Below are 16324 nucleotides of genomic sequence, written 5' to 3' on the forward strand. Positions count from 1 at the left end.
TTGGTTAGACCTGGATAAGGAGATTGAGCGCCATAGTGAGGTAACGCTGATCAAGTTGCGTACTTTGTAGCGTTTCGGATGCTTTGATAAAAGAAGCGGAGCCTGAATCCTGTGCAAGAACTTGCAACTGAGCCAACGTTTCATCGAACTGTTGGCGGTACTTTTCTGGACGCAACAATTCTGAGTGCAACAATTTTGGCTTGGTTAACGCGATTAAGTATTGGTCTGAAGGCCTGAGGTCATAGAGCTTCTCTAAATGCGTAGCGACCGCCTGTCCATCAGGAAGTAATTGAAACCGTTCAGGGAAATCGGCCTTAACCTCACTATGAGTAACATGCGTGAAGGCTTCTATTCCTACGTTTAAAGTGCTTACTCGAGTCATGAGGTTGCCACATCGTTATGTAGACGAACCAAAAGCGTAAACGCTTGTTCTAAAGTCGGAAGTGTGACCTCTTCTCCGTTTAACCGCGCGGAAAAAACCAAAGTTTGCTCATCTAACAAACCAGTTTTAATTTCGAAAGGCCAGCCTTGATCGGCATGACACAAACTGAGTGCGCTTTGAATGATGTCACTGGTTTGATGCCAAGATAACGCTTGAGACAACATCAAGAATAGCTGCTCCCCGTGTCGCTCAATATGTAGTGTACCGCTTTGCTCAAAATCCAGCTGCACCCGTCCAGCTGATGAGAAATCGACGGCATCGAGCCCCATTCCTCGGCAAAATTCATTGACGGATGCATCAATCCAACTCATCTTCCCACGCTTCCTCTTCTTCTATATCAATGGCTTCGTCTAGCGCCTTTTGTACCGCTTGTATTAAATTCTGTCGTTGTTCTTCATCGGCGAATACGTCAATAGGGATCGCGCGAACTAACTTGTGGAACTCTCGAAAAAAATCGATTTTTTGTTGTACCGCCGTCAATTCCATTGCGTTGGCGACTTTCCAAATCTCATCACTGCTTACCCATCGCTGCTCTACCAACGCAATCACATCAGCCATCAAATTAGAAACTTGATAAGCCATAACTCGTCCTTTCCGGTTTAAACATTTGGAACAACTGACTCACGCGATCTTGCAACGTATTTAGAGTTTTGAGTTTTTGCATATCGGACATCAACCACTGCAACTTAACCGAGTCGATACTGCTGCCTTGAACACTAAGATCTGCACTCATGCCTTGCAGCATAAACTCAACAGCGGTCGAGACCTCCTGTTCACCAAAGCGCGCCACTACGTCTTGATAAGCAGCGCCGAGCCCTTGATAGCTATGAACGGTATCGCGATAGAAACCGCGCAGCTGATGTAATGAGCTAAACTCTTGCTCTTGGCTGTACTCATCAGCAAAATTTGAGACGCGAATTTCCGTATCAATTTGAGCCCAAGAATCTGGGTTTTGCTCGATTCTCAGAATCGCTTGGTCAATCAGCGCTAGTAGATGTTTACTTTCTGGGCTCGCACTCAAAAACTTTTTAACGGCTTTTAACGCAAGGTATTGATGGCTTTTCTCCTCTGAAAATCCATTCAAATAAGCTTGCAATTGAGCGATGGTCGAGATATTTCCTCCCGCCATTTTTGCAGCCAGATCTTTGATCTTTTGGTTCTTTTCAAGATCAGGGACTTTTCTTAAATAGTCCGAAACGAGTTCGTGCGCTTCATTCACTCGAACGCCACTATCTTTCACTTTACGCTTGGTCAAATCTTTTTCTGCTTTTTCGGAACCGAGTGAAGTGAGCTCTTCCATCGCATCAAAAAGTGATTGTGTGGCATTGTGAACACGGACCGTTTCACCGCGGTAATTGCCTTTTCGTGAAGCGTCGGTACGAGACGATTCCAACCCGTTTTGGATAGACGCATCAAACTTTGGGTTTGTTGCGATATGATTGTTGATAATACTCATTCACTTGCACTCCTTCCGTACAATACAGGCGAATTATAGGAAGTGCGCTTTCTCGAAGCTGTCAAAATCAGACGTGTTTTTTTAGTGCGTTTTCAGTTTTCTAAAAACTCCCGACTGATATTCACTATAAATACCCCCTCATCCTTTCTATCCTCCCAACATCAATCATTGCGCATATTTTTACCTTGAACGATTTCTCATACATCACTGATATCCAACAATCTGCGATCAGGCAAACTCGTCTGATCCAAATTCGCGGGCGCGTTACGCAAGTAACCGGTACCATTATCAAGGCCGTTGTCCCCGGCGTTCGTGTTGGTGAGCTGTGTGAGTTGCGTAATCCTGATCAAACTCTGTCTTTGTTAGCGGAAGTCGTTGGCTTTCAGCAGCATCACGCTCTGCTCACACCGTTAGGAAATATGTTTGGGATTTCCTCAAATACAGAAGTTAGCCCAATGGGAAAAATGCATGAGGTAGGCGTTGGCGATCACCTATTAGGTACAACGCTTGACGGGCTTGGGCGTCCTTTCGATGGTACGCAAAGTCAGGAACCAAGTGCTTGGTATCCGGTTTATCGCGATGCACCGCCACCAATGCAACGTAAACTGATTGAAAAGCCAATCTCTCTTGGGGTTCGATCCATTGATGGACTACTGACCTGTGGTGAAGGTCAGCGCATGGGCATTTTTGCAGCGGCTGGCGGTGGTAAAAGTACCCTCCTCGCAAAACTGATTCGATCCGCAGACGTTGACGTGACCGTTCTCGCCTTGATTGGTGAACGCGGACGCGAAGTACGAGAGTTTATTGAGAATGACTTGGGCGAAGAAGGAATGGCTAAGTCGGTTTTAGTGGTCGCGACATCCGATCGCCCGGCCATGGAACGTGCCAAAGCCGCTTTTGTTGCCACTTCTATTGCTGAATATTTTCGTGACCAAGGTAAACGCGTGTTACTGCTGATGGATTCTGTAACGCGTTTCGCCCGCGCACAGAGAGAAATTGGCCTAGCCGCAGGTGAGCCACCAACACGACGCGGCTATCCGCCTTCCGTTTTTGCCGCTTTGCCAAAGCTGATGGAACGAGCTGGTCAATCTGACAAAGGGTCAATTACAGCGCTGTACACCGTGTTGGTTGAAGGCGACGACATGACAGAGCCTGTCGCCGATGAAACTCGCTCCATTTTAGATGGGCACATCATTCTCTCGCGCAAACTTGCGGCAATGAACCATTATCCTGCCATTGATGTACTCCGGTCAGCAAGCCGCGTGATGAATCAAATCGTTGAACCTGATCATCAGGCGTCTGCTGCTCACCTTCGCGAAATGTTAGCCAAGTACGAAGAAGTTGAGCTACTGATCAAAATTGGCGAGTACCAGCATGGGGCAGATAGCCGAGCAGATATGGCGATTGCGCAAAGTGATGATATACGCGCCTTTTTACGCCAAGGAACGCATGAGCCAAGTGATCTTGATGGTGCTATCGCTCAACTAAAAGGGATGGCGAACCAATGATCGAACGGTTATTAGAAATCAAACAAATTCGAGCTGAACGTGCGGATAAAGCCGTTAAGCGCCAAGAATACCGAGTATCAAATTCAGCAGCACAGGTTCAAAAGGCCGAACGTTCCGTAGCGGACTATCACGTTTGGCGTCAGGAAGAAGAAGAACGACGTTTTGCCAAAGCAAAGCAACACACACTCGTTCTCAAAGAGTTGGAAACATTGAGACAAGAAATCGCGTTGTTGAGAGAGCGAGAAGCCGAGCTTAAACAGCGCGTTGCCGAAGCAAAAAAAGCGCTTGAGTACGAACGTTCGGTACTTAAAGAAAAACAAAAAGAGGCACGGCAAGCCCATAAAACCAAAGAAAAATTCGTTCAGTTGCAACAACAAGAACTCGCGGAACAGTCGCGAGAAAGACAATACCAAGAAGAACTCGAACAAGAAGAGTTTCGCACTGTCGATATTATCTAAAGGTTCATTATGCGCATTACTCCAACAGAAGAAACACCGAATACGCTGTACAAATCAACGCCAGAAAAAAAGCCCCTGGAGCGAGAGGCTGAGCTTCAGTCACAGTTCGAGCGTGCAATGACGGAGAAACCTCGCAAGGAAGAAGAATCTACCGTTGCGAGCAAAAAAGACACTCAGAGCAGAGACGAGAGCCTTCCGTTAAGACATGAAGCATCTCAAAGCCTAGACAAACAATCGAAACTTTCTAACCAAGAAACCAGCACTTATAGAAATACCGCTACATTAAAAGACAAAAGTGACACTGTGACCAAAAATAATGTAGAGAAGCACGAAAGCTCTTCACTAAATCGCGAAGAAAGTCTGATTGAAAACAGTAAATTGCATGAGAAAGATAAGAAACTTGAGAGCAGTCAGGCTCCAAGCCCATCCTCGCTTGAGCGCGTTGGCCCCCATTCTCAAGCACAACCTGATCTTGACGGCTCTCTCCCGAAAAAGGCCGCAGGGAAAGCGCTCACTCAAGATGCAATTAACCATGCTAACTTCACGACGAAACTAACCGAAACGACACACAATAAACGTGCAACGCAGCGGCTACAAGACACTGGCAAGCTGTCAGACAAAACCGATGGTCGTTCTGAAACTAGATCGCTTGAGAAAATCGAGACGAAAATCGCACTAGTGGCCGTTAAAGCGGATGACGAAAAAGCAGATCCTCAACACCTTGCGAGCGCGGCAACACAAGGCGATGTCATTTTAAAGAGTGTCGCTTCACAGGCTCAGCCGGCCCCTGCTCGAGAAGTAAACACGTTACTCCAACAATTGGTGGACAAAATCTATGTTTCGCTGCCAACCGCATCCGACAACAAAGAGGTTCGGCTGTTTCTGAGTGAAGGACAATTAAAAGGTGGCGAAATCCACATCAAGTTGGACGCGCAAGGTTATAGCGTGACGATTCGACAAGAGCATGCCCTTTCCATTATTAGCCAGCAAGCTAGACAAGATCTTGCCGAACGCCTAAACCGATTTGGCGGTGAGCAGCCACTTCGTCTAGCGATCAGCGAACAAACTCAGCAGTTCGATCAACAACAGAATGAACAACAACACTCACGCCAGAAACGTAGCGTGTATGAAGAATGGCAAGCGGAGAATGACCTATGACGCCGTTAACGATACCCAAAGTCGATTCAGACAGTATTGCGCTCAGTAATCAACTTTGTGCAAAGCAATGCCATTTCCAAGGGGCTGATGGTCAGAGCGTATCGATTACTGTTTCTCAAATCCCTTCATTTGAAGGATTCCGTTTAACCACGTTGATTGGAGGGCAAACGATCCAAGTGGATTTTTGTCGTGCGCAACTCCAGAAATGGCTTGAGTCTACTCTGAATGCCACTGCATTCGAGTCACTGCCCAACTCGCTCCAGTTAGCACTTTTGAGTTCTCAGATTGAACCGCATAGTGAGGCATTCAAAGCACTATTTGGTCAGTTGCCCATTCTTAGCCAGTTACAACCGTTAGAGTCGAGCCAAGTTCAAGAGCATACCTTGATGTTAACCCTCAATAAACCTAACGGCTCTCTTTGTTTGTGGGTTAGCGAAGGAGCAAACGTGCTGTTGGATGCACTACCAAACAGCGCTTCTCTTCAGGCACGACATCTCGCTTTACCTGTGTGGTTAAGCCTTGGAAAGACCCATTTAATGTTAAGCGAATTTAATTCGCTCGAACTGGGAGATGTGATCTTTTTTGACGATTGTTATATCGCCCAACAACAAGCCATTTTTCAAGTATCTAACCAGAATCTCTGGCGCTGCCAACTGGATGACCAAATTCTTCACATTATTGAAAAAGAAACCAATATGAATGACGTAAACACTTCAGAAATGTTAACCGACCACCAGCAACTGCCCGTGGAACTCACGTTTGATATCGGCCATCAAACCATCACTCTAGAACAGCTTAACCAGCTTCAGCCTGGGTACGTATTCGAGCTAAACCAACCTGTATCTAAGCCGGTAACATTGCGTGCCAACGGCAAAATCGTCGGTGAGTGTGAACTGGTTAATGTTAATGAGCATTTAGGTGTGCGCGTACTGGAACTGTTTGGTGGCACGCAGGAGCCAGCATGATCCAGTTACCTGACGAGCTCAATCTCATTGTCAGCTTAGCACTGCTGGCACTGATCCCATTTATCGCGATGATGGCGACGTCGTTTGTCAAACTCGCCGTTGTATTCTCACTGCTGCGTAACGCTCTCGGTGTACAGCAAATTCCACCGAACATGGCGCTGTACGGATTGGCGATCATTTTGTCTATTTTCATCATGGCTCCCGTCGGTTTTGAAACCTACGACTACGTAAAGCAGCATGATATCTCCCTCGAAGATTCTGCAAGTGTAGAAGGCCTCATTGAAAGCGGTTTACAGCCTTATCGAGTGTTTTTGAAAAAACATATTCGGGAAACCGAAGCCATATTCTTTACCGATGCTGCGCGCACATTATGGCCTCAAAAGTACGTGGACCGTTTAGAGTCAGATAGCTTGTTGCTGTTGCTGCCAGCGTTTACGGTCAGTGAGCTTACCCGTGCTTTTGAGATTGGCTTTCTATTGTACTTGCCGTTCATCGCTATCGACTTAATTGTTTCGAATATCTTGCTCGCTATGGGCATGATGATGGTATCGCCAATGACCATCTCTCTCCCTTTCAAATTGTTGCTTTTTGTCTTGCTTGACGGCTGGACGAAACTCACTCACGGCTTAGTACTGAGTTACGGTTAATCACGGAGAAAGTATGCATTCTGCTGAAATCATTCATTTCACGACTCAAGCATTAACCCTAGTTTTGTACTTGTCGTTACCGCCGATTTTAGTCGCAGCGTTGGTCGGCACATTGGTATCGCTTATTCAGGCGCTCACTCAGGTCCAAGAGCAAACGTTGGGGTTTGTCGTCAAGCTTATCGCGGTCATTATTACGCTGTTTGTCACAACGCAGTGGCTAGGGGCAGAGCTCCACGCCTTCGCCTCGCTTGCCATGGATAAAATTCCTCAAATACGATGAGTTATCACGACTTACACCAGGCTTTATTTTTGTACAGCCTGACGTTACCTCGGTTAATGGCATGCTTCATCTTTTTGCCTATTTTGAGCAAGCAAATGCTAGGCGGCACCATGGTGAGAAATGGTGTGCTTTGCTCACTCGCACTGTTTATATTTCCGATGATTAATCAGCAAAGCTTGCCCGCAGAAACCGACGGTATTTGGCTGATAGTGATTTTGGGTAAAGAGGTATTAATTGGGCTATTGATCGGGTTTGTTGCTGCTATCCCCTTTTGGGCAATAGAAGCGGCTGGCTTTCTGGTCGACAACCAACGTGGTGCTGCCATGGCAAGTATGTTTAACCCAACGCTAGGCTCGCAATCGACGCCAACCGCAGTGTTGCTGACCCAAACGTTGATTACCCTGTTCTTCTCTGGCGGGGGCTTTGTCACTTTTATCTACGCGTTATTCAAAAGCTACACATCTTGGCCGATCGTGGACTTTTTCCCAACCGTTAGCGATGCATGGGTAAGCTTCTTCTACGCACAATTTGAACAGCTTATGTGGCTTGGTGTGTTGATGTCCGCTCCATTAGTGTTGGCAATGTTTCTTGCTGAGTTTGGTCTGGCGCTTATCAGTCGTTTTGCACCGCAATTGAATGTTTTTTTCCTTGCCATGCCAATAAAAAGTGCCATCGCGAGTGTTTTACTGATCGTGTATCTCGGGCTAATGATGGATCACTTTGAAGTGCAATTTTATGGCATTACCCGATTCGCAGAACAACTCAATACCATTTGGCAATAACGCTTAGGATTCTTTATGAGCGCAGAAAAAACAGAGCAACCCACCGCAAAAAAGTTACGCGATGCCAGGCAGAAAGGTCAGGTAGCCAAAAGCCAAGAAATCGTATCGTCTGCATTAATTTTGGCGCTCATAATTGTACTGTTTGCGTTCGCCGATTATTACATGTCGCACATCTCAGCGCTTATTCTCCTACCAAGTAAGCTTGCTTATCAGGGCTTCCAAGATGCGCTAGTCGATGTCGCTATTGCCATCGCAAAAGAAATTGCCTATCTACTCGCCCCGATTATTCTGGTTGCTGCACTCGTCGCCATCTTTTCCAATATGGGGCAGTTCGGCTTTCTATTTAGTGGTGAATCCGTTAAACCCGACATCAAAAAGATCAATCCCGTCGAAGGTGCCAAACGCATTTTTTCGCTTAAGAGTGTGATTGAGTTTATCAAGTCGATCCTTAAAGTCTCTCTTCTTTCCTGCATTATCTGGGTGACCTTACGCGGTAACATCAACGCTTTGATGCAAATTCCAACTTGCGGGCTAGAATGTGTCCCGACCATTACTGGCGTCATGATTAAACAATTAATGATTATCTCTTCGGTAGGTTTCATCGTCATCGCTGCAGCTGATTTTGCGTACCAAAAATTTGACCACACGAAGAAACTCAAAATGAGCAAGGACGAAGTGAAACGCGAATACAAAGAAATGGAAGGCAGCCCTGAAATCAAAAGTAAACGTCGTCAGTTGCACCAAGAGCTACAAGCCTCCAATCAACGCGAAAACGTTAAACGTTCTAATGTATTGGTTACAAACCCAACACATATAGCAGTTGGTCTTTATTACAAGAAAGGCGAAACGCCCCTGCCCGTCATCACCTTGATGGAAACCGATGCGGTAGCCAAACGTATGATCGCAATCGCCAAAGAGGAAGGTGTGCCTGTGATGCAAAAAGTCCCTCTTGCTCGCGCACTATATGCGGACGGCAACGTCGACCAGTACATCCCAAGTGATCTTATTGAGGCAACCGCCGAAGTGCTTCGTTGGTTGGCATCATTGGAGTCCGATAAGACGCTGAATTAACATGATTTCGAGAGTAAAGGCTATCGTACGAAGAACGGTTATCACTTTTCTATACGCAATGAGATTTTTAAATGAGTCATCCTTCGCTATAGGTTTCAGCATATCGAATTTGCCTACTTTTGCTTGTCTCAATGAAGCACTTGGTTCATGAAAAGTCGTGTTTACTAACGTCAATAGTGGTACTGTACTGGACAGTTTTACTTTCATCTCTAAACCACCTAGAGCTCGGTAAGAAACCACGCCAGCCACAACAAAGGTGGATTTTTGCTTAGGTTGATTTATTTATGCGCATATCTACCGAAAAGAAACGAACTCGAATCATCAAAGTTGCCACTGACCTTTTTATAAAGCAAGGTTACAAAGACACATCACTCGATCAAATCGTCGCGATTTGTGGAGGCTCAAAGCAGACGTTATATCGCTATTTTTCGAACAAAGAAGGGTTATTTGTTGAAGTTTTAGCATACAATACCAAAACCAGCTTAGAGTCCGTCTTCCAGCTTGCCGACAAGCAATCGGAGCCTTTACAAGAAACATTGAATGACTTCGCCAAGAAGTACCTAAAAGGTGTATGCTCCAATCCTATGCTATCACTTTATCGGATCGTTTCGGCTGACTTCAACAAACATGATTCCGTACCAAATCAATTCTGGCAGACAGGGCCGCATCGCATTCATCAATACCTCATCGACTTTTTAAAGAGTGAAACTGTCAGCTCACAACTCGATGTTGAAAATGCCGACCTCGCTTGTGAGCAACTACTTGCATTAATTAAACTTGATTACCAGAACATGGCACTAATTGGCTTCGATTTTCCGACAGATGAAGAGTTAGATGCACATACAAAAAAAGCGGTCACCGCCTTCCTAAATCTATACCAAAGATAAACTCACTGAATATAAAAGGGAGCATCATCGCTCCCTTGTTGTTTCTATGGCTTAGTGAATCTCTCGCTTCGCCGCCAGTTTTTTACCGATTATTAAGATTGGCGCGAGAGCAAAGACCGAGATAATAAACATCAATAATGAATTACTCAGTGCGAGAGTGGTCGCCTGCTCTTTGACAACAGAACTAATTTGGCTCATTCCTAATGCCGAATTTGGCAAGTGTCCATGAGTCAGAATCGTACTGCTCAACGCATTTTTATAAACACCAAAAGCATGATTCACATCATCTAGCGTTCGGCCAATCTCTCCAGCAGCTTGTGCACTATGGCTTTGCATTACCCGTGAGAACACGGCACCAGCGATCACACCACCAATGGTACGAAAGAGGTAGAAATTGGCGATGCCTTCTAAACGCTGCCCGACCTGGAAGTACATCAAGACTGCAATGGTCACAGACACATTTAATAAGCCGACACCAAACCCACGCAACATCATCGGAACGGACAAAGATTCCGTACCAGCAAAGCTAGGTAACTGACTAAACTTATGTACCGAAAGTATAATCATCACCACACCAAACGGGACGACTGCATCCGCTAATGGACGGCGGAAGTAATACACCAGCACGCTGACTAACATACCACCTAGCATGGCATAAAATGCCGGTAGTTGGGCATATCCAGCATTAAGGTTGTTGTACTGCAACGCCATTTTCAAAAAGCTAGTAAACAACACATTGCTCGCCATAACAGCAAAACCTGCCAAAAAAGCGTTGTACATAAAAACATTAGTTTTCAACTTACTATGCAGCTGTATTGATGCTGTATTTAAAGGACTGGCTTTCACAAAGTAATACACCACTAATAAAGTCAGAGCCGCGGCTATCGAAGAGGCTTTAACAAACCATTCCGAGTCAAACCAGTTGTAATAACTGCCTCTCATCAATAGAAATACAACGAGGCTTATTGTCAGGGCAAAAACTAAATAAAACCAACAGCCAGATTTGGGTTCGGCCTCGATTTGAATCGACTTAGGATTGTATATGCATGCAATTACCAAGGCAGAGAAGTACAGCCAAGCCGACACGACACACAACAGTGACCAATCAAAGATTTCGACAATATTGGCCACTACCCAAGGGTAAGCGCCGATCGGTAGCAAGGTTGAGAATACTAACGTTAAAGCGATAATGGCAGGTAGCCAACGCTGCTCAAAGAAGTGGAGCAGGTAAAGGTTTAATACCACCATTAACATGCTCATAAAAAAGCCACTCGAGAGCCAAGTCAGAGTGAACACCAGTTCTTGCTGTCCGCCCCAGTAAAGTACAAGGTTGCTCGCTAGACCTACCAATAAAATGGCATGTAAGAGAATTAACGTACCCAATCTACGCACCAATATTGGTGTGAATATAAAACCTAATACCTGGGTAATCATAAAGCCGACTTTAACCAGAGCAACTTCATCGACAGATAAACCTGACGTTGCCGCCATCTCATACGATAACTCGGTAAACATCACGGAGTTAATACCAAAAGCAGCAATCGCAAAAAGCGTCAAAATCAGCAGCGGTGAACGTTTTTCCATTGCAGTTAACCTTGTGCCGCGGTCTCGATCGATACTTCTGCAGACAACCCCGGATAGACTCGTTGACTCAACTCTTGAGGGATCTCTAGCTCAATACGTACTGGTACACGTTGTACTACTTTTACGAAATTGCCTGTCGCATTTTGAGGTGGCAATAAACTAAACTGTGCACCAGTCGCCGGGGTTATCGAAGAAACACGGCCATGCAATGGATGGTTTGGAAACATATCCAATACCACTTCAACCTCTTGCCCAGGCACAACGTTCTCAAGTTGTGTTTCTTTAAAGTTTGCCTCTATCCAAACATAATCTGGCACCATCACGATGAGCCCCATTCCTGGTTGTACAAACTTGCCGACTTGCACTTGTCTATCTGCCACATAGCCATCAAATGGTGCACGCACCGTGGTTCTTTCCAGTGAAATATTAGCCAGTCGTAAGTTTGCTTCTGCTTTTTTACGCTGTGCTGTCAGTTGCAACTTCTCAGTCATCAATGTGTCGAGCTGTTTTTGCTCAGCAGCTAAGCCCAATTTAGCGGTTTCAAGATTACTGCTTGCTTCAATAGATCGCGTTTTTTGTGCTTCAAACTGATTTTTGCTCACAGATTGCTTTTGTACCAAACGAGAAAGACGTTGAAACTCCGCCGCTTGGTGTTCGGCATTTGCACTCGCGCGGCGAATACCTTGCTTCGCCTGCTCAATTTTCATTAACTGCATATCCGTTTTGATTTGATTTGCAGTAAGCTCAGATTTCGCAACATCTAGTGCTGCTCGAGCAATTTCTTGGTTGGCAATAAAGTCTTCATCATCAATGACAAACAAAGGAGTTCCTTCTCTTACCCACTGGTTATCTTTGACAAAGATTTCGCTTACTTGCCCCCCAACCTCAGGTGAAATGGCCGTAACGTCTGAATGAACATATGCGTTATCCGTCATTACAGTATTCGGCTGGTATAAGGCACAGCCAGCAGCAAATAACGAACCAACAACAAGCGACAAGGCGATAACTTTCTTCTTCATGTTTGAAACCCATTTTATGACTTTCACAAACTGTACTGTACCGTACAGTTTTAGTAAAGATACATTTGATCATTGCCAATCAAAAAGATCAATCTCATTGATTTATCATGAACTTCTTGAGAAGAGTGTTTCGAATGAAAAGAATTAAAATCTAACCATTTGTAATGTAAACAAAAAACACATTTAAACTGAATAAATAAAGAAAGGATTGCAACTCCCCTACCTTTATTGAAGCTTGCTCCCCAACTCGGTGCATCAGGCGCAAACATTTGACTGGCCGAAGTTTTCGAAGCTACCTCACCAATTTTCATTAGCACCTCAATCTGACACATCAACCCAACGATAAGCACAAGCTAGTAGCATTTTCTTCAAACGAATTTGACATCGCCCAACATAGTTGTGTATACAACCATATTGTTCGTTCATGTTATTTGGTGAAATTTTCCATGTCCCAATACAACCATCATCAGTCTCTCGGTCACCTTACGGGGCTTGCTAGTCGTCTGTTTAACCGATTACTCACCACCCGTTTCAAAGATGCTGGTATTGATATGACAGCAGAACAATGGGGTGTCGTGTTGCTGTTGCGAAACAACGGTGCCCTTTCTCAAAGTCAGATTTGTGAACTGTTGTACTTAGAAAAATCGAGCGTCAGTCGCTCAATTGATGGGCTTGAAAAGCGCGGTTGGACAGAGAGGAAACCTTCGCCAACGGATAGTCGAAGCAAGTTAGTCGTGCTAACAGAAAAATCTTTATACACCGTTGATACATGTGCAAATATCGCTTCGCTAGTACTGCAAGAAGCCCAACAGAACCTTGCTGATGCCGACCTAGATAACAGCAAACAGCAACTTTCTAGCGTGGTAGCGAACTTACGCAAGCTTAACGGACAAATTTAACTTATCAGCGTACGTTGCGACAGAAGCTGGTTTAACAGTCAGGCTCAACCTTGGAGAAATACGATGACAAAACGCAATGCTTTAATTACAGGTGGCGCTCGTGGAATTGGTGCAGCAACAGCAAAAGCACTCGCTGCAGATGGTTACCGAGTTTTTATCAACTACGTAAATAGTACTGCGGTCGCGGAAGCGTTAGCTCAAGAAATTCAAAACGCCGGTGGTGAGGCGTACACTTTAAAAGCTGACGTTCGAGATGACGCACAAATACAAGGAATGTTCGACAGCATCGCAAATGAACATGGTGGCGTTGATGTTCTTGTCTCAAACGCAAACATGAGCTTTACCGCTAAACCTTTCACTGAGCAGTCGTGGGAAGAGTTTTCACAAAAGCTAAATGACGAAATGCACGCTGCATATCAAACGGCAAAATTGGCGGTAGAAAATATGAAAGCCAGCCAGTTTGGTCGCTTAATTTTTATCTCTAGCACCTTATCAGAAGCCCCTGCACCAAGCTTTATTGCTCATGGTAGTGCAAAAGGTGCACTTGATAGCTTTAGTAAATACCTCGCCCAAGAACTTGGTCCCTTCGGGATTACGTCTAATGTCGTTGCTCCGGGTCTTGTAGAAACAGACGCAACAAAAGGTGCTCCTGAAGAGTTTAAAGAAACCATTCGAATGTTCACACCAACGCAGAAAATTGCCACACCTGAAGACGTAGCAAACACCGTGAGCTACTTGGCAAGTGAAAAAAGCGGACATATCACGGGCACATACAATCCAGTATGTGGCGGCGCCTACCTACCATAGCGCCAAGTGTGCTAGGCACAAATACAAAGGCATGTACGCATGCCTTTGTATCTTTAGGTATTGCTTTGCAACGCGCAAGCTTCCTTCATGGGCAGTTTTGTCTGAAGAAAAATAGAAAGTCCTATCTATTTCTTATAATCGGTGTATAGTGAGCTCAGCTCCTAACCGTGAGCTATTGATGAAATATTTAGTTCGAGTCTCTTCTTAGTTTTCTTTCGAGTCATTTCGTTACTCAACTCCTGTAGCAACTTATTCTTTATCTTCCATTAAATAGCCTCAGTTTTGATTTAAATACGAACGAGAGTTAGCTCTCTTAGCATGGTTATCACAACGCGCTGTCTTTACATCGATAGGTTCATAAGGAATTTAACCTTATAAAAACAATCAGTAAGCGTCAAAATAAGACATAACGCACATAGCCACGTCGTGTATATATCACCACTATTTAGGAATAGTCATTAGCGGTGGAATATATTAATCAGCGCGATGACAATGGAATATTTAGACTTAATTTAAACCATTTTGACTTCGTTATTCCTATAAAAGTAGAGGTTAATTAGATTGACCTTTAATAAACACGATCTAGAGGAATAAAAATGAGAAAAAAACGAGATAGCTTTCAAAAAAAGAATAAAAAAAGCAATTATGAAGATAAATTTGAGTTGATGGTAAAAGAATACCACAGCGCAAAAGAAGTATTAGACGCAATGCCAGAAGGTTCGGCTGACTACGACAAGCAGAAAAAGCACTGTGAATCTCTATTTGCTAATGCCGAGCGCTTTTTTAAGCGAAATCAGTAGGCCAGTTTAACGCCTAGATAAACATCCGGCAAAACACCATATACGGTAAGGGAGCATCTGCTCCCTTACTTTCAATTAAACCCAACCTTCCGCTAAGTACATCAGTCGCAATTGACTTGGTGAGCCCAGTTTATCTAATGCATCCAACTGAGCGTCACTCAGGTTTGGGCATTTATCAAGGTATACTCGTCCATTTTCGGCATCAAGTGGCAGTTTGTAAGTCAGCTTTTCATTGATTTGACTCGCCTCACCTTTATCGATCGCTCGAACTGCAGGCATGAGCCAATCCCAATCTTCGCCCAACAGCTTTTTAAACGCACTATTAGCAGTTGCCTCAGTTTTACTTGGCGCATCTTCTGGACTTAGCTTCAAGATAGGATCAACGTCAGGGACTAAGTGTTCACCTGGCTCTGATCCCAACATCTTTTTCAACGTTAAGCGAGCAGCTTCCATCTCTTGTGCTTCTTTAGGCGCTTGAGGTGATGTCATCGCCGTGTTCTCTTTAGGGCCAAGGTACGCCATTAATGCGCGTACAGAAGCTGGATCTTGCATGCTGAAGGTAAAGTCTCCTTTGGCATTAGAAACTTCAAGCCTTGGTAAAACACCAGACATCTCACCTTGCATGAGTTGTTCTTTGACTTCTGTATTTAGTCCGTATGCTCCAGCTTGGTTCGCAACAAAACCACCACCACTGATAATGCCAGTCGTGGCAGCCGAACCAATGGCTTCTTTTGCTATCGGCGTAACACCCGCTGTCGCTACGGAGCTCACACCAAAAGTACCCAAGCTCCCTGTCGCCATGCCCAATGTTGCCCCAACTGCACCTTCAGCTGATAACATTGCATGACCTTGAGCCAATGTTTGTTGCATCGGCATAGAGAGACGTTGGTCTCGCCCTGGAAGCTGCGAAATTTGCTCCAGCTGATGGTGGTAAGCTTCAGCATCGCCATTGACTGCCGCTTTGTGCAGCTCGCGTCCTGTTGAAATTAATAGCCCTACGCCAGGCAAAGCTAGGTTGATGACTGCATTAACGCCAGAACCTTTCAGTTTTTCTTTGCCCATCTGTAACAGTTCGGCACCAAAACCATCCATTTTCCCCGGGTACTGAGCCTCTAAACTCACCTGCATACGCGGATCTTTGCTGATCGCGTCAAACGTATTTTTAAGCTGCTGGTACGTATCGCTGCTCACCTTGACTTCATCCAACAAGCTGACAACTTCTAGGATTTTGCGCTCAGTAAGCGGCTCACCGCGATAACCAGAAGGGCTAACTAATGAGTAAGCTAGCAAGGCAACCTCAGGCTTTTCTTGTTTAAGTAGCGCCTGTTTCAAATCAAGGTGAGTTTTGATGTTTTCTTGGAAAAACTTAGTGTATTTACTTCTCAACACGCCTTCGTGGATAGAAGCAAACTTGTGACCTTTGTGGAACGTTGAAGGTTCTTTTACCTCACCTCTTTTACTGATCACTCGGTCATCTTTTTGCGCAGCGACTGCACGAAACTGTTCTAGATCAGGTACTGGGCTTTGACTGATTTTTTGCGTTGTATTGACCATTTTTCTC

At 44.9% G+C, this 16324-nt stretch carries 20 protein-coding genes; 12 read left to right on the forward strand and 8 right to left on the reverse strand.

The window, feature by feature from the left end:
* Positions 1 to 4: 4 nt before the first annotated feature.
* The 4 genes from vscX to sctW are packed head-to-tail and all read right to left on the reverse strand — an operon-like array spanning position 5 to position 1898.
* Complete coding sequence (gene vscX, locus ACZ5ZC_RS15900) at positions 5 to 382, reverse strand: type III secretion system protein VscX (RefSeq protein ID WP_005377246.1); 378 nt, start codon at positions 380 to 382, stop codon at positions 5 to 7.
* Positions 379 to 753: a type III secretion chaperone SycN gene (sycN, locus tag ACZ5ZC_RS15905; RefSeq protein ID WP_012841776.1), complete on the reverse strand. Its 375-nt coding sequence runs from the start codon at positions 751 to 753 to the stop codon at positions 379 to 381. Before sycN ends, vscX begins: the two co-directional genes overlap by 4 nt.
* Complete coding sequence (locus ACZ5ZC_RS15910; RefSeq protein WP_012841775.1) at positions 740 to 1024, reverse strand: TyeA family type III secretion system gatekeeper subunit; 285 nt, start codon at positions 1022 to 1024, stop codon at positions 740 to 742. The genes sycN and ACZ5ZC_RS15910 overlap by 14 nt, the downstream gene beginning before the upstream one ends.
* Positions 1005 to 1898, reverse strand: coding sequence for a type III secretion system gatekeeper subunit SctW (gene sctW, locus ACZ5ZC_RS15915; RefSeq protein WP_005395115.1), 894 nt, complete (start codon positions 1896 to 1898; stop codon positions 1005 to 1007). Before sctW ends, ACZ5ZC_RS15910 begins: the two co-directional genes overlap by 20 nt.
* Before the next feature lie 185 nt (positions 1899 to 2083).
* Between sctW and vscN the strand changes: the two genes are divergently transcribed.
* The 9 genes from vscN to ACZ5ZC_RS15960 all read left to right on the forward strand — a co-directional run bounded on the left by vscN (position 2084) and on the right by ACZ5ZC_RS15960 (position 9654).
* Positions 2084 to 3406: a SctN family type III secretion system ATPase VscN gene (gene vscN, locus ACZ5ZC_RS15920; RefSeq protein WP_258431690.1), complete on the forward strand. Its 1323-nt coding sequence runs from the start codon at positions 2084 to 2086 to the stop codon at positions 3404 to 3406.
* Positions 3403 to 3864 carry a type III secretion protein gene (locus ACZ5ZC_RS15925; RefSeq protein ID WP_048626446.1) on the forward strand — a complete coding sequence of 154 codons (462 nt, stop codon included), beginning with the start codon at positions 3403 to 3405 and terminating at the stop codon, positions 3862 to 3864. The genes vscN and ACZ5ZC_RS15925 overlap by 4 nt, the downstream gene beginning before the upstream one ends.
* A 9-nt stretch (positions 3865 to 3873) precedes the next feature.
* Positions 3874 to 5022 carry a type III secretion system needle length determinant gene (locus tag ACZ5ZC_RS15930; protein ID WP_464932098.1) on the forward strand — a complete coding sequence of 383 codons (1149 nt, stop codon included), beginning with the start codon at positions 3874 to 3876 and terminating at the stop codon, positions 5020 to 5022.
* On the forward strand, positions 5019 to 5987 hold the full coding sequence (gene sctQ / locus ACZ5ZC_RS15935) for a type III secretion system cytoplasmic ring protein SctQ (RefSeq protein ID WP_054867029.1): 969 nt from the start codon (positions 5019 to 5021) through the stop codon (positions 5985 to 5987). The genes ACZ5ZC_RS15930 and sctQ overlap by 4 nt, the downstream gene beginning before the upstream one ends.
* Positions 5984 to 6634 carry a SctR family type III secretion system export apparatus subunit VscR gene (vscR, locus tag ACZ5ZC_RS15940; RefSeq protein ID WP_054867028.1) on the forward strand — a complete coding sequence of 217 codons (651 nt, stop codon included), beginning with the start codon at positions 5984 to 5986 and terminating at the stop codon, positions 6632 to 6634. Before sctQ ends, vscR begins: the two co-directional genes overlap by 4 nt.
* A gap of 13 nt (positions 6635 to 6647) precedes the next feature.
* Complete coding sequence (gene vscS, locus ACZ5ZC_RS15945; protein ID WP_005377227.1) at positions 6648 to 6914, forward strand: SctS family type III secretion system export apparatus subunit VscS; 267 nt, start codon at positions 6648 to 6650, stop codon at positions 6912 to 6914.
* Positions 6911 to 7696: a type III secretion system export apparatus subunit SctT gene (gene sctT, locus ACZ5ZC_RS15950; protein WP_031780447.1), complete on the forward strand. Its 786-nt coding sequence runs from the start codon at positions 6911 to 6913 to the stop codon at positions 7694 to 7696. Before vscS ends, sctT begins: the two co-directional genes overlap by 4 nt.
* 15 nt (positions 7697 to 7711) lie before the next feature.
* Entirely contained in the window at positions 7712 to 8767 is a 1056-nt protein-coding gene (gene vscU, locus ACZ5ZC_RS15955) for a SctU family type III secretion system export apparatus subunit VscU (RefSeq protein WP_048626449.1), read from the forward strand.
* A 284-nt stretch (positions 8768 to 9051) separates the two neighbouring features.
* Entirely contained in the window at positions 9052 to 9654 is a 603-nt protein-coding gene (locus ACZ5ZC_RS15960) for a TetR/AcrR family transcriptional regulator (RefSeq protein WP_047009923.1), read from the forward strand.
* A gap of 51 nt (positions 9655 to 9705) precedes the next feature.
* Here the strand turns inward: ACZ5ZC_RS15960 and ACZ5ZC_RS15965 are convergent, their stop codons facing one another.
* Genes ACZ5ZC_RS15965 through ACZ5ZC_RS15975 form a run of 3 tightly spaced genes read right to left on the reverse strand, consistent with a single transcriptional unit; the run spans position 9706 to position 12568 of the window.
* Complete coding sequence (locus ACZ5ZC_RS15965; protein ID WP_258685009.1) at positions 9706 to 11238, reverse strand: MFS transporter; 1533 nt, start codon at positions 11236 to 11238, stop codon at positions 9706 to 9708.
* A 5-nt stretch (positions 11239 to 11243) separates the two neighbouring features.
* A complete protein-coding gene (locus ACZ5ZC_RS15970; protein ID WP_005395128.1) occupies positions 11244 to 12257 on the reverse strand; it encodes an HlyD family secretion protein in 1014 nt (337 codons plus the stop codon).
* Between the two features lie 50 nt (positions 12258 to 12307).
* Positions 12308 to 12568 carry a hypothetical protein gene (locus ACZ5ZC_RS15975; RefSeq protein ID WP_041852949.1) on the reverse strand — a complete coding sequence of 87 codons (261 nt, stop codon included), beginning with the start codon at positions 12566 to 12568 and terminating at the stop codon, positions 12308 to 12310.
* Between the two features lie 135 nt (positions 12569 to 12703).
* On the opposite strand from ACZ5ZC_RS15975, the gene ACZ5ZC_RS15980 reads away from it, so the two are divergent.
* The 3 genes from ACZ5ZC_RS15980 (at position 12704) to ACZ5ZC_RS15990 (ending at position 14763) form a co-directional block, all read left to right on the forward strand.
* Positions 12704 to 13156, forward strand: coding sequence for a MarR family winged helix-turn-helix transcriptional regulator (locus tag ACZ5ZC_RS15980; RefSeq protein WP_104974065.1), 453 nt, complete (start codon positions 12704 to 12706; stop codon positions 13154 to 13156).
* Between the two features lie 63 nt (positions 13157 to 13219).
* The gene (locus ACZ5ZC_RS15985) at positions 13220 to 13963 is read left to right on the forward strand and encodes an SDR family NAD(P)-dependent oxidoreductase (RefSeq protein ID WP_047009819.1); all 744 of its coding nucleotides are present in this window, start codon (positions 13220 to 13222) and stop codon (positions 13961 to 13963) included.
* A gap of 596 nt (positions 13964 to 14559) precedes the next feature.
* Positions 14560 to 14763: a hypothetical protein gene (locus tag ACZ5ZC_RS15990; protein ID WP_005395134.1), complete on the forward strand. Its 204-nt coding sequence runs from the start codon at positions 14560 to 14562 to the stop codon at positions 14761 to 14763.
* Positions 14764 to 14838: 75 nt separating this feature from the next.
* On the opposite strand, the gene ACZ5ZC_RS15995 is transcribed toward ACZ5ZC_RS15990, so the two are convergent.
* Positions 14839 to 16317, reverse strand: coding sequence for a cation transporter (locus ACZ5ZC_RS15995; protein ID WP_104974064.1), 1479 nt, complete (start codon positions 16315 to 16317; stop codon positions 14839 to 14841).
* Between the last annotated feature and the right edge of the window lie 7 nt (positions 16318 to 16324).

Source organism: Vibrio sp. JCM 18905, from assembly GCF_055393305.1.

What these genes read in the sequence shown, in the direction of transcription:
- vscX (WP_005377246.1), bottom strand. Translation starts at nt 382, where the DNA reads ATGACTCGAGTAAGCACTTTAAACGTAGGAATAGAAGCCTTCACGCAT.
- sycN (WP_012841776.1), bottom strand. Translation starts at nt 753, where the DNA reads ATGAGTTGGATTGATGCATCCGTCAATGAATTTTGCCGAGGAATGGGG.
- ACZ5ZC_RS15910 (WP_012841775.1), bottom strand. Translation starts at nt 1,024, where the DNA reads ATGGCTTATCAAGTTTCTAATTTGATGGCTGATGTGATTGCGTTGGTA.
- sctW (WP_005395115.1), bottom strand. Translation starts at nt 1,898, where the DNA reads ATGAGTATTATCAACAATCATATCGCAACAAACCCAAAGTTTGATGCG.
- ACZ5ZC_RS15925 (WP_048626446.1), top strand. Translation starts at nt 3,403, where the DNA reads ATGATCGAACGGTTATTAGAAATCAAACAAATTCGAGCTGAACGTGCG.
- ACZ5ZC_RS15930 (WP_464932098.1), top strand. Translation starts at nt 3,874, where the DNA reads ATGCGCATTACTCCAACAGAAGAAACACCGAATACGCTGTACAAATCA.
- sctQ (WP_054867029.1), top strand. Translation starts at nt 5,019, where the DNA reads ATGACGCCGTTAACGATACCCAAAGTCGATTCAGACAGTATTGCGCTC.
- vscR (WP_054867028.1), top strand. Translation starts at nt 5,984, where the DNA reads ATGATCCAGTTACCTGACGAGCTCAATCTCATTGTCAGCTTAGCACTG.
- vscS (WP_005377227.1), top strand. Translation starts at nt 6,648, where the DNA reads ATGCATTCTGCTGAAATCATTCATTTCACGACTCAAGCATTAACCCTA.
- sctT (WP_031780447.1), top strand. Translation starts at nt 6,911, where the DNA reads ATGAGTTATCACGACTTACACCAGGCTTTATTTTTGTACAGCCTGACG.
- vscU (WP_048626449.1), top strand. Translation starts at nt 7,712, where the DNA reads ATGAGCGCAGAAAAAACAGAGCAACCCACCGCAAAAAAGTTACGCGAT.
- ACZ5ZC_RS15960 (WP_047009923.1), top strand. Translation starts at nt 9,052, where the DNA reads ATGCGCATATCTACCGAAAAGAAACGAACTCGAATCATCAAAGTTGCC.
- ACZ5ZC_RS15965 (WP_258685009.1), bottom strand. Translation starts at nt 11,238, where the DNA reads ATGGAAAAACGTTCACCGCTGCTGATTTTGACGCTTTTTGCGATTGCT.
- ACZ5ZC_RS15970 (WP_005395128.1), bottom strand. Translation starts at nt 12,257, where the DNA reads ATGAAGAAGAAAGTTATCGCCTTGTCGCTTGTTGTTGGTTCGTTATTT.
- ACZ5ZC_RS15975 (WP_041852949.1), bottom strand. Translation starts at nt 12,568, where the DNA reads ATGAAAATTGGTGAGGTAGCTTCGAAAACTTCGGCCAGTCAAATGTTT.
- ACZ5ZC_RS15980 (WP_104974065.1), top strand. Translation starts at nt 12,704, where the DNA reads ATGTCCCAATACAACCATCATCAGTCTCTCGGTCACCTTACGGGGCTT.
- ACZ5ZC_RS15985 (WP_047009819.1), top strand. Translation starts at nt 13,220, where the DNA reads ATGACAAAACGCAATGCTTTAATTACAGGTGGCGCTCGTGGAATTGGT.
- ACZ5ZC_RS15990 (WP_005395134.1), top strand. Translation starts at nt 14,560, where the DNA reads ATGAGAAAAAAACGAGATAGCTTTCAAAAAAAGAATAAAAAAAGCAAT.
- ACZ5ZC_RS15995 (WP_104974064.1), bottom strand. Translation starts at nt 16,317, where the DNA reads ATGGTCAATACAACGCAAAAAATCAGTCAAAGCCCAGTACCTGATCTA.